Genomic DNA, 13,938 nt, shown 5'->3' with positions numbered 1-13,938 from the left:
GCGAGATCCATTCGCAGTCCGTCGAACAACCCTTTTACTCGTCAGCCCCGTAGCACGGGTATGGAGTGGCAAACAGACTGGGGTCTCCGCGCTCGCATGATCCTGACGATGTTCCTGCTGTTCGCGCTGTACATCGTCTTCGTCGCGGTGATGATCGAGTTCGATATCTACCTCGCTCTCGTCGGGATGGGCGTATTCCTGCTCGGACAGTTCTTCTTCAGCGACAAACTGGCGCTGTACTCGATGGGTGCCCGCGAGGTCGAACCCGACGAGTACCCGGAGCTCCACCGCTCGATCGAGCGCCTCGCCCAACAGGCCGACCTCCCGAAGCCGACGGTCGCCGTCGCCGACTCTCGGGTCCCCAACGCCTTCGCGACCGGCCGCTCGAAGAAGAGTTCGGCCGTCTGCGTGACGACCGGGATCATGGAGACGCTGGACCAGGAGGAACTGGAGGGCGTCCTGGCTCACGAACTCGCTCACATCAAGAACCGCGACGTGATGGTGATGACCATCGCCTCGTTCCTCTCGACGATCGCCTTCCTCGTCGTCCGGTGGGGCTGGCTGTTCTCGGGCGGGCGGGACCGCGGGGGCAACGGCGGCGCGCCGGTGCTGGTCGCGATCCTCGTCTCGCTCGTGGTGTGGATCGTCTCGTTCCTCCTCATCCGTGCGCTGAGCCGCTATCGGGAGTACGCCGCCGATCGCGGCGGCGCGTCGATCACCGGCAACCCCTCGGCGCTCGCGACGGCGCTGATGAAGATCGACGGCCGGATGGACAAGGTCCCCAAAGAGGACATGCGCGATCAGGCCGAGATGAACGCCTTCTTCATCATCCCGATCAAGTCCGGCTTCGTCGGGAAACTGTTCAGCACGCACCCCTCGACGGAACAGCGGATCGATCGCCTCCAGGACCTGGAGCGCGAGCTGGAACAGCGGTAACTATCAGTTCTACATAACTGTCGGTATTTGAATAGTCGGGAACTGGTCAGAGTACCCACCGAAATCCGAAAGCGGTGAGCAAATTCGTCTTCGAGGTCGCTGCGAAGTTCTCGATAGACAAAGAGAAACTGACGTGCTCTCGAAGCGAGGTCACGGACACCGAACGCTATTCCCCTACTTTCACCACGGATAGCCCGCCTGCACTTCGGTATGTCACAGGCAGGCCGGTCGAACGTCAACTGATGCGCTACTGTTCGGAGACAGTCACAAATGCGAAGCCATACGCAAAGTGCCACTCCTCTCGGACCATCGTGGTGCGACGTGGCGGGAGCGTCCGTGTCGCCGTACGGACCGTCCTCCCGTGACGAACGCCGGTGTGGACGAGACTGGTGACGGTCCCCATCGCCACCATTATTGGCGTCGGCGTCCTTCGATGGACGATGAGTGATTCGCTTAGCCACGGTGTCCTGACACACGACATCGAGTCAGTGTCGGCCGACGAGGTCTCGGCGGACGTGCTCCGGTCCGGACTCGAACACGAGACGAACCTCGTTCGTACTCACGCCGTGCGGGTCGCCGCCGCCGTCGCGGACGACGACCCCGCGACAGTGATCGAACATGCCCCGCAGTTGATCGCCAACCTCGAACACGAGCGGACGAACGTGAAGCTCCACAGCGCGCTGGCGCTGGCCTCGCTCGTCGACGAAGCACCCGAGGCCGTCGAGGACGCGGTCGGACCGATCGTCGACCTGCTCGATCAGGACCCGCCGATTCTGCAGCTGGCGGCCGTCCAGTTCGTACGCGAGTCGATCACGACGATGCCGCGAGCCTACCGTCCCCACCTCCAGCAGCTGGTCGATCGGACGATGGAAGACCCGGCGGTGGATTTCACCGAGGGACGGGCCGGCGAAACGCCGAGCCAGGAGCGAGCGGAGTTCTACCAGAACGTCTCGGAAGACGAGACCAAACGTCAGTGGGCGACGCGGGTCGTCACGGCCAACATGATCGCCGAGCTGGCGTCGATCGAGCCGGCGGCCGTCGCCGACCACATCCCGACGCTGGTCGGCGTCCTCGACAGCGAGAGCGACGCCGTGGGGGTGTTGACGACGGTCGCGAACATCGTCGCGTCGGTCGCCGAACACGATCCGACGCTCGTCGACGGTGCCGTCGATCCCCTCGTCGAACTGCTGGCCCACCACGACACGCCCACGGTCAGTACGGCAGTCGCCGCGCTGGGCTTTCTCGCACCGCCAGCCGCGATCGAGCCGCTTCGCAGCGTCGCTGCGGACGAGCAGCGTGACGAGGACCTGCGCGAACTGGCCAGCGAGACGGCGACGTTCATCGAGGAACAGGCCGACGCCTAGTACTCTTCTACCTCGCGGCGAGTACACGTGTAGAACACGAGGAAGGCAGTCCCACCAGACACCGTCAGCAGGCCGACGTTGACGAGCGAGAGGGTGTACGACGCCGTTCCCGGCTGTCCGACCACCAGTCCGAAGATCGCGAGCAAGAGCAAGAAGATGTGGACCATGACGGCGAGCCAGATGTACGACCGGTACGCACACATGGTCCGCCAGAAGGGCTCGAAACGCGCCATGGGAGTGTACTACCGGCGAGTAGACAAGAGTCTTGCTCTGTCCACTGGCGTCGAAGAAGAGCGGACCGACGAACCGCTGTTACTGTCAGGTCACCGCCTCACGACCGTAGCGGCGAGGGTCCTGACAGACTGCGAGCAGGATCAGTCCGTCAGTTCCGGGCTCTCCCAGTACTCGTGGTCCTCGTCCTCGCGGAAGCACCGGACGCGCTGGTTCCCCGCGTGGTAGCTCTGTGGGTCTGCCTGTCGGCAGGCTTCTCGGGCCTCCGGACACCGCGTCTGGAAGTTACAGCCCTTCGGCGGATCGACCGGATCCGGGATGTCGATCTTGCGCATCGGCAGGTCGCCCGCGTCCTGCAGGGAGAGGTCCGGCGTCGCCCACCGGAGGACGTTGGTGTATGGGTGGTGGGGATCCTGGATCATCGCCTCGGCCGGACCGATCTCTGCGATCTGTCCCAGGTACATCACGCCGATTCGCCCACCGCTGTGGGCGGTGAAGTAGCGAGCGTTCGAGAGGTCGTGGCTGATGAACACGTAGGAGGTGTCGAACTCCTCTTGGAGGTCAAGCATCAGGTCCATCATCTCGACGCGCAGCGACACGTCCAGTGCGCTGATCGCCTCGTCGGCCAGGATCACGTCCGGGTTCATCAACAGCGCCCGGCAGAGGGCCACGCGCTGTTGTTCGCCGCCCGAGAGCTGGTGTGGGTAGCGCTCGGCGAAGTCGGCGGCCGGCGTCATACCCACGCGCTCCAAGAGCGCGTAGATGCGTTCGCGCTTCTCCTGTTTCGAGAGGTCCGGGTTGACCTGTCGGAGCGGCTCCGAGAGGATCGAGACCAGCCGGCGGTTCGGGTTCAGCGACGCGCCGGGGTCCTGGTGGATGATCTGCAGCGATTGGCGGATGTCGGCCCACTCGGTGTCGGTGTCGACCTTTCCGTCACGGATGTCCCAGATGTCTTCGCCGCGGTACTTCACCGAGCCGCCGGTGGGTCGCTGGAGACCGATCGAGGTCTTGCCCAGCGTCGTCTTCCCACAGCCGGACTCGCCGACCAGTGCGATCACGTCGCGCTCGTAGATGTCGAGCGAGACGCCGTCGACCGCTCTGACGACCTCGTCTTCGCCACCGAAATCGAGGAGCGACGACTTGTTCTCGAAGTGAACCTCGACGTCTTCGAGGCTCAACACGACTTCGTCACCCGGCATCACTCCTCACCTCCGGAGCGGGCGGCGTCGCCAAGGTTCTCCGAGTAGTTGAGCGAGATTTCGTTTCGTGCGTCCTCCCAGTGGTAGCACGCGGACGCGTGACGATCGCTGATCGACGCGTAGTCCGGTTCCGAGGAGCGACACTGCTCGTCGGCCAGCGGACACCGCGGATGGTACGCACAGCCGTCTGGCACGTTGATCGGTGCCGGCTGTGAACCGGGGATCGGGACCATCTCTTCGATCGGTGCGTCGAGGTTCGGCGTCGAGTTCAGCAGCGCCCGCGTGTACGGGTGGGCCGCATTCCGGACGATCTCTTCGGTCCGTCCGATCTCGACGGGGTGGAAGGCGTACATGATCGCGAGTCTGTCTGCGAGTGCCGCGATGAGCGGGAGGTCGTGCGTGATAAAGACCATCGTCAGGTCGTACTTCTCTTTGAGCTCGCGGAGTAGTCGCAGGATCGAGCGCTGCATGAGCAGGTCCAGCGCCGCCGTCGGCTCGTCCATCACGAGGACCTCCGGCTCCAACACCAGCGACAGGGCGATCAGGGCCCGCTGTTGCATCCCGCCGGACAGCTCGTGGGGGTAGGAGTTCAACACGCGGTCGGGTTCGAGATAGAGGTCCTGGAGCAGTTCGCGAGCGAACTCCAGCCCCTCGTCGACGTCCGCGTCGTGGGCGGACAGCGTCTCCTCGAAGTGCTTCCCGACTCGCATCGTCGGGTTGAACGACGACATCGCGCCCTGGAACACCATCGAGATCTCTTCCCAGCGGAGCTGTCGCAGCTCTTCGGTCGTCAGGTCGAGCACGTCGATCGGCTCGCCCTCACTCGGGTTGTACGTGACCTGTCCGCGCAGTATGCCGGGGTCTGGAATCGAGTCCAGCATCGACTCGGCGAGCATCGACTTGCCCGAACCGCTCTCGCCGATGACACCGATCACTTCGTGACGGTGAACGTCCATCGAGACGTGATCGAGGACGTAGGAGTTGCCGTCGTCGTAGGTCACCGAGGCGTTCCGGATCTCTACGACGGGATCCTCTGCGTCTGGCTCGCGAGTTTCGACAGTCGTACTGGCCATTTAGACACCCCCCGTGTGGACGACATCGTCATCATCTTCTTCGATCGACTCCGACTCGCCGGCCATCCGAGTGCGAACGCGCGGATTGAAGATCCGGTCGAGTCCCTGGGCGAGCAACACCAGCGAGAGCGACAGCAGGGCGATGGGGATCATCGGAACGATCACCAGATACTCCGAGCCGCTGCCGACGAGTGCGCTGTAGTCGTTGTACGCACTGTCGAGTTGCAGCCCCCAGTTTGCCAGGTCCGCCGGCAACACGCCGAGGTAGTACAGTCCGACGCCCGCGAAGATGCAGTATCGTGCGGCGAACGCGAAGTTGACCAGGATGTACGGCATCAGGTTCGGGATGATGTCTTTCGTCAGAATCCGCCGGGTGCTCACACCCATCGTCCGCGAGGCCTCGACGTACGACTCCTCGCGCAGCGTCAGCACCTGCGACCGGATCGCTCGGCCGAGGCCGGACCAGTAGTTGATGGTGAGGAGGATCCCCACGACAGCCGGGTTCTCGGGCTTGATGGTCACGGCCAGCACCATCACCAGCGGGAGTCCCGGAATCGACATCGCGATGTCCGAGATCGTCGTGATGACGCGGTCGGTCGTGCCGCCCTTGTATCCCGCGACGGTCCCGGTAAAGACCGCGACGAACGTCGAGAAGACCGCACCCGCGGTCACCAGGATCAGCATCGACGGCGTCGCGTGGATGACCTGCGCGAGGAGGTCGGTCCCCGACGGGTTCGATCCCAGCGGTGCGTTCATCGTCTCGAACGGCTTGAGGCTTCGCTCGACCTGGTTGGTGACCGGTGCCGGATACACCCGCGTCCCGACCAGTGCGATGAGGATGAACACGAAGAGGATCACACCGCCGATGAGGGTCCGCGAGTCGTCGAGGGCGACGAGACCCGGCTTGTAGATGAACTCCTCGTAGAAGTCTCGCAGCCGTTCGCTGCGAGACGTTTCGACAGTCGAGGTCTGTGTTTCGAAGACGAACTCTTCTCCGTCCGTGTCTGAGTCAGTATGCTTCACTTGCATCACCCGATTTGACCCGCGGATCGACCCATGAGTAGGTCAGGTCTGCGATCAGCACTGCGATGACGAGAACGATGGTAAACACCAGGAACACGCCCATCAGTATCGAGTAGTCCTGGATTTCGAGCGCGTCGAACATGACGTAGCCGATCCCCCGGTAGGTGAACACCTGTTCGAGGATCACGGAGTTTCCGATGTTGAAGCCGATCAGCGTCAGGAAGCCGGTGTACATCGGCAAGATCGCGTTTCTCGCAACGTACCGCGTCGAGATCCGGCGGTCAGAGAGCCCACGAAGTCTGGCCACACGGACGTAGTCTTCACCCAGCACCTGGATGCTGTTCCCACGCATCGACAGCATCTGGAGCCCGGCCTGGACGACGACGACCGACGCGATCGGCAGTGCCGCGTGGTGTAACACGTCGATAATGAAATCGACCGAGAGGCGCACGTCGGTCAACGCCGTCATCCGGCCACTGGCCGGGAAGAACTTGTTCTGGTAGGCCAGGAACAGCAACAGGATGAACGCGAACACGTAGAACGGGATCGATCCCAGGAGGACACCCACCACCGACGAGACCTTGTCGAACGTCGACCCTTCCTTGTAGGCCGTCAACGCCCCCCAGACGATCGCGATCGCGAAGATCAGGATCGTCGCCACCGTCATCACGAACACCGTCCACGGGAGCGCTTCGCCGATGAGCTGGAGCACCGGCTCCCCCTCTTTGAGCGATTGGCCGAAGTCCCCCTGAAGCAAGTTCGAGACGTATGCGATGTACTGCTCGTGGATCGGCGCATCGACGAGATTGAGTCGTTCTCTGTACACTGCGATCTGGTTATCTATCTCCTCCGGTGTCATGTTCTGGCGAGACAGTTGCCCCCGGAGCTGTACCAGTGGTCCCCCTGGCATCAGTCGAAGGATTCCGAAGGTTAGTGTGATGGCGGCCCACACCGTTAACACGGAGCGAGCTACCCGTTCTGCGTAGTAGCGCATGGTGGAGTCCTTACGCTTCACACAAATATGGATTACGGTTCCCGGCGGTTCGTCGAACCGGGTGCCCCCGAGGAAAACATCAGTTCGTCAACTGCATCGGTGGCGGGCTCGCTGTCACTCTGTCGACGCGGCGGACCGACGCTCGCGACGACAGCGACGTGGCCCCGACCTCCCACCCAGGGGTCCGGGCCAGATAGCTGTCCGTTAGTTGCCGTTGTACGTCATCTCGCCCTGGCGCGGGAGCCAGGTGTTGGCGTACTGCACCTGTGCGACTTCGGCGTCTTCGGCCGGCACGTCGAACCGCTTCGAGGAGATGAACGTCTGGTTCAGCCCCTCCTGGATCGGGATCATCGGGAGATCCTGGTTCGAGACCCACAGGAGTTCGAGTGCGAGCTCGGCCTCGGTCTCGCTGTCGGCGGTGGTCCCGAGCGTCCCGACGTCCTCGACGGGGTTGACCGTCAGCTCGCCGGAGCCGCCGAGTGCCGGAACGGTGATGTCGGCTTCGGAGCCGTCGCGGGCCTCGACAGCACCCGGATAGGCGTAGCCGTTGGGACGAAGTGTCGCACCGGGATCGACCATCTGGTGGCGCAGGTTGTGGTACGGGTGAGCGGCACGCGCGAACGCCGCCGTCCAGTACTCGGCGGTCGCGTCGAAGTTCCCGTTCGCCCAGCGACCGTCGGAGCCACCGAGTTCGCCGAACGGCACCGTCGAGAAGCTCACGTCCATCCCGAAGGCGTTGAGCTGGTCTGCCACGGACTCCATCGCGGTGACCCAGTCGGACCAGCCACCGGGGGCGATGAGCTCGAAGGAGAGGGTGTTGCCGTCCTCGTCCTCCCAGACGTCGTCGCCGTTGCGGCTGTAGCCGGCCTCTTCGAGTACGCTCGCGGCCTGTTCGGTCTCCTTGGACTCGCGACCGTACGTCTCGAAGTCCCCCATGGAATCGCCGAGCCAGTTCTCGAGCTGGGCGTTGGGCAGTGCCGTGGGGACGCGCGGAGCGACCTTGGTACGCGGGTCGGAGTTGGCTGCGACCTGCGTCCGGTCCATGGCGTACGCGATCGCCTGACGGACCGCGCGTCGACCCAGGTGATCGTGGTTGTGGTTGGGGATCAGTCCGACGCCGCCGTTGCGGGGCGTGCGGTACTCGTTCACCGCGTCGGGCAGGTCCGAGACGACGTTGCCCGGCGTGTAGATGGTGAACATGCTCTCGATGTTGCCCGAGAGCAGCGCCTGGTGGATCGCCGTGTTGCCGTCGAAGTACTGGAACGCGTACTCTTTGAAGTTGATGTTGTCCGCGTTCGGGTGATCGGCGTGACGCTCCGTGAGGATCACCTGCTCGTCGGCCTCGCCGTACTGGAAGATACCGTTGCCGATCGGCTCGTCGTCGACGAACTCGGTCAGTGCCGAGGTGTCGTCTGCCTCCTGAACCTCCGAGAGAACGTCGCCGTAGCGGGAGTGCTTGGTGGCGAGTCGGTTCTCCAGCACAGAGAACTCGATCAGCGACGGGTTGATGTCGCCCTCGACGGTGATGGCGACGGTCCGCTCGTCGATCTCCTCGACGTCGCTGCCCCAGTCCCAGATCGAGCTACCGGACTCGCGGTCGAGTCGCAGATAGGTGGCCAGGTCCTGGGCGGTGACCGGCTCGCCGTCGTGCCAGGTCGCACCCTCCTGAAGCACCATCTCGAAGGCGTCGCCCGTGTACTCCCACTCCTCGATGATCGCGGGCTCGTACTCGCCAGTGGCGTAGTTGAACTCCGCGAACGGATCGAAGATGAGCTCGTTCGAGATCTGTGCCGTGTTCTGGCCCCAGGGGTTGAACTGGATCTCGTCGGGCGCGAGGTTCGTCCCGCTGAGGTGACGAACGTCGGCGACCTCCATCGAGTCGTCTTCGGTCGACATGTCGTCGTCTTCGGTCGACGTGTCGTCGTCCCCACCCTCGTCGGCCGGCGTACTGTCATCCGTACCCTCCGAGCCGTCACAGCCGGCAAGTGCAGCAGCACCTGCCGCGCCTGTCAGCGCGACGAACCGGCGGCGGCTAAGAACGTCTTTGTAGTCGTTGGACTTGTCTGCCATATCCACGTTATCCCGCGTCGTTGTCTGATAATAAAGGTTTTGGATAATTCTACACAGGGGGTTCAGATAAGGATTTGAAGAAGTTAGCTAACCTTTTTTCGGCCTATGTCGGAAAACCCGAGCCTCAACGTGCATGTCGAACAGATGGTATTGATCCACACACTGAACAGCGGGTGGCTCGCAGACGGCAACGTCTGCCAAGCTATGACGGACCTAGTTGTGTATATATCATACAATATTGATGCAGGGAGAAGCAGTCAACCGGTGAGCAGGCACCACAGCCAGAGACATGCCAGCGTCGCCGAGATACCGACGAAAGTGCTTCTCTTCGAGGATTCAGACCCGATACACGATCGAGGACTTCGACGGCGAACGCCGGCTAGCATCTGAGATCGGACCGTCGGCGTACCGGTGTGAGCGAGTCTATTGCGATAGGCAGCCAAGACCATCACTATCGATGTTGAACGAGACACCAATCGACAGCAATTCGTTGTGGGTTCGACTGATAGGGGACCGTTCGACTATCGTCCACCTATGACCGGAGCAGAGCGTCTCTCGATAGGTGTTGCGCGATCAGTACGGGAGAGTAACAAGGGAATCAGAGAGCACCGGGAGTGCGCTGGTAGCCCCGACGGGAGATGATTCAGCTGTTGTCCGATTAAATCCGCTTCACAGACCCCGACGAGAAGGTCTGCGTATTCGTACGACGGTCGTCGAAGACCTGGTCTCGTACTACCCGAACAGTGTCTGGGCGGCTGTATTATCACTTTTCTATACCATCTCACATCTTGAATGTTTGGCGGACAGCCAGAGTCACGCGCGTGAGACATCGGTGCTGATACTGTCAGATGTGAATTTGCAAACGACTTACCACCCCACATCGGAGAATATCTTCGTGGACCGAAGCTAACAGTACGGGACCACGTACGCCCGACGATCGGACCGAAACGCACCTCGACCGGCTCGAACTGAGAGAGCAGCGATGTCGTCGGCCGTCCATCCCCGAACGTGATCGGCAGTTCAGAGCTGCGAAGCTGACAGTGCGGGCAGCGGGGTAGAGATTCGGCGAGACACGAGAGACGCGGGCTCCCGAACCCTGTTTCGGTTGAGTATCTCTGTGAGAGTGTTTCCCCTAAGATTCCTGATCGTTTCTATATAGCGGCGATGGTCTCGGCACGACTGTCTGTCGGCATTTTCGATCATGGGGTTCATCTGCGAGTTCGACCGCAGTGACCCACTCAACGCCTTTGCTGTGCGTTGTTGGTCGTTCACACGCCCCGTGTTCCCTGTTGACTTTCGCCATAGAAAACACACGCTGGATATGTCCTGAATAACTGGCATACATATACTATCAAGAAACGCCGGGCGGAAGAGTAATAGTAGTACAATTGTTATTGCTATCAGAGATCGCTACATCGGCGGCCGAACTCTGAGGACGACTTCCCTCGAGAGCGAGTCTCGACGGACCTGAGAAGCGTGTCGGCCACCCGGAAACGTCGTACAGTCCACTCGTCCAGCAGTGAAAAAATCCGTTATACGGGATATCCCGAGGTCCTAATAACCAGGGACCGTAGATTCTTCCAGTAGGCGGTAACCCAGACAGTGGGAAACACACGTCGGCTGGAGTGGTCCGACGCAGCCGTGTATTGTGCGAAAGATCGTGTACTTGTTCTCTAATAGTGAACAGCTGGCGAGGATAACACTGGTGCTCTCGACACGGGCGTCGGGCGGTGCATCGTGACCACCCTTCACCGAACCGCGGCCGTCGATGCCTGTATCCGTCTCGCGAAGTAGCGTATGAGAATTTGAGTTATCAACGACCCTATTTGTGGAGATATTTTCCCATGATATACTCGTTTAGCCCTATCTATATTCGTAATTCTATATTTGGTAGAGTTTTGGGCCAAGTGGTACCATCAATCAGCCATATGAGATTTATATTGTCTATTCACACACCAGAATGGAGGATTCCGATCGGTGTGCTGGATGGCCCCGTTCTACAACACATAAGAGCACACGTCCCCACGGGACGTGTATGGGACTGCTGGACGGACTCAAGAGCATCCTCGGGACGAAGGCCGAAGCCGACGCAACTCGGGACGCCGACCCGGAAGACCTCTTCGGGATGTCGACGGCCTACGTCACGATGGAGGCCGACCTGGGCTACGCCCCGACCGGCGACGCCGCGCTGTGTTTCGCCGACGTCGACAACACCGACTTTCAGGACGCCATGGCGGAGGTCGAGGCGATCCTCGAAGCCGGCGAAGTGGATACGGGAACGACGGCCGACTTCACGACCGACGAACACGGCTACGACTGGATCGTTCTCCACGACGACGGCTTCGAGGATCTGGTCACGTCGATCCACTTCGCCGCCGACACGCTGATCGAGGCACGGTACGGATCTCGGCTCCTGGCTGCGGTCTTCGCCTTCGAGCGCGAACGCGACGGACAGCTCGTCTACTGGGTGTACTCCTTCCGTCGGGGCGCGTACTACCCGTTCGCACCGAAAGACGACACGGACCACGAACGCGACGCCAGCGCCGAGTTCAAACTGGACTCGAACCTCGACGGAGAGCTGACTGTCGAATCGGACAAGGAGTACTGGTATCCGCTGTGGCCCGACCGGCCGGGGAACCACCCGTGGGAGTGACGCCAGTGCCTGACGGCGTCGCGGTCTCGGACCACGTCTCGCTGTCGGAGCCAGCGGCGATCGACGCCGACGCCACGCCCGGCGTCTACCGCGTGGTCGGAACCGGCGACGGGACGGTGACGCTCCTCCGGGTCGCCGACGCGGACGCGTGCCGCGAGCACACCGGAGAAGTGTTCACTGTCGACCGCGACGATCTCACCGCGTTCGAACCGGCCGACGACCCCGATGGCAACCGCCCAGTCGGTGAGCGACTCCGGGACGGTCTCGACACGCTCGGCTGGCAGCTCCGGACGTTCGCCGGCTCGCTGGCCGACAGTCCCAGCCGTTCGACCCTCGCGGGGGCCGTCCTGCTCGTCGGGCTCGTCGGCGACCAGTTCGTGTCCGCGCCCGAGTGGGTCTTTTCGGTCGCGGTGTTCGCGGGGAGCCTCTCGCTCGCAGCGCTCGGCTCGAATCTACTGTAGCCCGTACCCAGCCATTTCCCTAACGGTGGTAATCTATATCCACCTGATCTCTAATATCGGAAAGCTATTTGTACATACCTCTGCAACGCGGTATAGGATGACACGAAAGACGACAATCTTGTTCATCGCACTCCTGCTCGTGTTCGGCGGCGGGACGGTCGCGTATCTGGTCCAGACCGACGGCGGAAGCGTCGACACCAGAGACGTGCGCTTTGCCGCTCCGGACGGACAGATGATCCACGGGACCCTGTACGTCCCGCCCGGTGCCAGTGCCGACGATCCCAGCCCGGGAGTCGTCGCGACCCACGGCTACATCAACACCCGGGAGACACAGTCACCGTTCGCCATCGAGTTCGCGCGTCGCGGGTTCGTCGTCCTGGCGATCGATCAGGCCGGTCACGGCCACTCCGATCCGCCAGCGTTCGGAAACGGCTTCGGCGGCCCGCCAGCCCTGTCGTACATGCGGTCGCTGGCGTTCGTCGACGACGACAACGTCGGGCTCGAGGGGCACTCGATGGGCGGCTGGGCCAGCGTCGCGGCGGCCCAGAGCGACCGCGACGGCTACGAGTCGGTCGCGCTGGTCGGCTCCTCGACGGGGAACTCGGGCGTCGTCGAGGGCAACGCGACCTTCCCGCGCAACACGGCCGTCGTCTTCAGCGAGTACGACGAGTTCTCGATGCTGATGTGGGGTGTGCCCCACGCCTCGAACGTCGAGCGAAGCGAGAAGCTCCAGACCTTGTTCGGTACTGACGAGCCCGTCGAAGAGGGGCGGACCTACGGGAGCCTCGAAGACGGAACCGCTCGCCGTCTGTACACCCCGGCGACGACCCACCCCGGCGACCACCTCTCGACGACCGCCGTCGGCGACGCGGTCGAGTGGATGCAGGTGACGCTGGACGGCGAGGACGAACTGCCGCCGAGCAACCAGATCTGGTGGCTCAAAGAGCTGGGAACGCTGGCCTCGCTGCTCGGTGGGGTCCTCTTCCTGTTCCCCTTCGGCGCGATGGTCCTCTCGGACCGGCGCTTCTCGGAGCTCCGTCGGACGGTACCCGAGCCGGCCGGCGTCGAGGGGCGGAGCTGGTACGGCGCGGTCGCGGTGGCCGCACTCGTCCCCGTGGTGACCTACTTCCCGCTGAACCTCGTCGGCCAGGGGTTCGTCCCGATCAACTGGCTGTTCCCCCAGCAGGTCACCAACGGCGTGATGGTGTGGGCCCTGGGGAACGGTCTGATCGTCGCCGGGCTGGTCGGCGCGTGGCACTACCGATCCGACCGTGACTCGCTCGCGCGCTACGGGTTCGACACGGACGGCTGGCGAACGGTCGCCCGGTCGGCCGTCGCGGCGGCGACGATCGTCAGCGGCTTCCTCGGTACGCTCGGAGCCGTTGGCTACCTCTTTGGCACCGACTTCCGGTTCTGGGTGTTCGCGATGAAGCTCCCGACGCCCACGCAGTTCCGGATCGCGCTGGTGTACCTGGTGCCGTTGACGCTGTTCTTCCTCGCACTGGAGCTGCTACTACACGGTCAACTCCGAACGGGTGACCGCTCCTTCCGGGAGGCACTGGCCCACAACTGGATCGCCGTCGTCGGCGGGTTCGTCCTGCTCCTCGCGGTGCAGTACGGCGTTCTCCTGACGGGGAGTCCGTTGCCCGTCGTCCAGCCGCTCCTGACGGTGCTGGCGTTCCAGTTCGTCGCCCTGCTCTCGATCGTCACCGCCGTCTCCACGTACTTCTTCCGGCGGACCGGCCGCGTCTGGGTCGGCGCGTTCGTCAACAGTCTGCTCGTGGCGCTGGTCCTCGTCGCGGGGACCGCGACGCACGCGCCGCTGTAGCCGTCCGGTCGGCTCTCTTTTGGCCGTCCGTTCCCGACGACGAACCGCTGCTCTCGTTTGAACGTTCGCATCGACTGTCGAGTGGCCCGTCGCCGGCAGCCACTTT

The 13,938-nt window shown here is 62.8% G+C and carries 11 protein-coding genes; 5 read left to right on the top strand and 6 right to left on the bottom strand.

Going from position 1 to position 13,938, the window contains the following annotated elements; translation table 11 throughout:
* The first annotated feature begins 60 nt into the window (after positions 1 to 60).
* Both htpX and AC5FRZ_RS03115 read left to right on the top strand, forming a co-directional pair.
* Positions 61 to 936, top strand: coding sequence for a zinc metalloprotease HtpX (gene htpX / locus AC5FRZ_RS03120; RefSeq protein ID WP_493563829.1), 876 nt, complete (start codon positions 61 to 63; stop codon positions 934 to 936).
* A 440-nt stretch (positions 937 to 1,376) separates the two neighbouring features.
* Positions 1,377 to 2,300 (top strand): HEAT repeat domain-containing protein, encoded by a 924-nt coding sequence (locus AC5FRZ_RS03115; protein WP_493563828.1) that lies wholly within the window; start codon positions 1,377 to 1,379, stop codon positions 2,298 to 2,300.
* On the opposite strand, the gene AC5FRZ_RS03110 is transcribed toward AC5FRZ_RS03115, so the two are convergent.
* The 6 genes from AC5FRZ_RS03110 to AC5FRZ_RS03085 all read right to left on the bottom strand — a co-directional run bounded on the left by AC5FRZ_RS03110 (position 2,297) and on the right by AC5FRZ_RS03085 (position 8,890).
* Positions 2,297 to 2,533: a hypothetical protein gene (locus AC5FRZ_RS03110; RefSeq protein ID WP_170093368.1), complete on the bottom strand. Its 237-nt coding sequence runs from the start codon at positions 2,531 to 2,533 to the stop codon at positions 2,297 to 2,299. The two genes, AC5FRZ_RS03115 and AC5FRZ_RS03110, sit on opposite strands and share 4 nt — an antisense overlap.
* Positions 2,534 to 2,674: 141 nt before the next feature.
* Positions 2,675 to 3,730 carry an oligopeptide/dipeptide ABC transporter ATP-binding protein gene (locus AC5FRZ_RS03105; protein ID WP_153552334.1) on the bottom strand — a complete coding sequence of 352 codons (1,056 nt, stop codon included), beginning with the start codon at positions 3,728 to 3,730 and terminating at the stop codon, positions 2,675 to 2,677.
* Positions 3,730 to 4,803: an ABC transporter ATP-binding protein gene (locus AC5FRZ_RS03100; protein ID WP_372479712.1), complete on the bottom strand. Its 1,074-nt coding sequence runs from the start codon at positions 4,801 to 4,803 to the stop codon at positions 3,730 to 3,732. Before AC5FRZ_RS03100 ends, AC5FRZ_RS03105 begins: the two co-directional genes overlap by 1 nt.
* Positions 4,804 to 5,826: an ABC transporter permease gene (locus AC5FRZ_RS03095; RefSeq protein WP_372480812.1), complete on the bottom strand. Its 1,023-nt coding sequence runs from the start codon at positions 5,824 to 5,826 to the stop codon at positions 4,804 to 4,806. It abuts the gene before it with no gap.
* Positions 5,813 to 6,820: an ABC transporter permease gene (locus AC5FRZ_RS03090; RefSeq protein WP_493563827.1), complete on the bottom strand. Its 1,008-nt coding sequence runs from the start codon at positions 6,818 to 6,820 to the stop codon at positions 5,813 to 5,815. The genes AC5FRZ_RS03095 and AC5FRZ_RS03090 overlap by 14 nt, the downstream gene beginning before the upstream one ends.
* A 204-nt stretch (positions 6,821 to 7,024) precedes the next feature.
* Entirely contained in the window at positions 7,025 to 8,890 is a 1,866-nt protein-coding gene (locus AC5FRZ_RS03085) for an ABC transporter substrate-binding protein (protein ID WP_493563826.1), read from the bottom strand.
* Positions 8,891 to 10,925: 2,035 nt separating this feature from the next.
* Here AC5FRZ_RS03085 and pspAB point away from each other — a divergent pair.
* From pspAB to AC5FRZ_RS03070, 3 genes are all read left to right on the top strand, one after another.
* Positions 10,926 to 11,543 (top strand): PspA-associated protein PspAB, encoded by a 618-nt coding sequence (gene pspAB / locus AC5FRZ_RS03080; RefSeq protein WP_170093364.1) that lies wholly within the window; start codon positions 10,926 to 10,928, stop codon positions 11,541 to 11,543.
* A gap of 5 nt (positions 11,544 to 11,548) precedes the next feature.
* Positions 11,549 to 12,004: a hypothetical protein gene (locus AC5FRZ_RS03075; protein ID WP_493563825.1), complete on the top strand. Its 456-nt coding sequence runs from the start codon at positions 11,549 to 11,551 to the stop codon at positions 12,002 to 12,004.
* Between the two features lie 97 nt (positions 12,005 to 12,101).
* Positions 12,102 to 13,832, top strand: coding sequence for an alpha/beta hydrolase (locus tag AC5FRZ_RS03070; RefSeq protein WP_493563824.1), 1,731 nt, complete (start codon positions 12,102 to 12,104; stop codon positions 13,830 to 13,832).
* The last annotated feature ends 106 nt before the right edge of the window (positions 13,833 to 13,938 follow it).

It is taken from the genome of Halomicrobium sp. HArcht1-1, from assembly GCF_058933285.1.
Note: the sequence above shows the minus strand (reverse complement) of the source record. Positions and strands in the feature narration are given on the sequence as shown.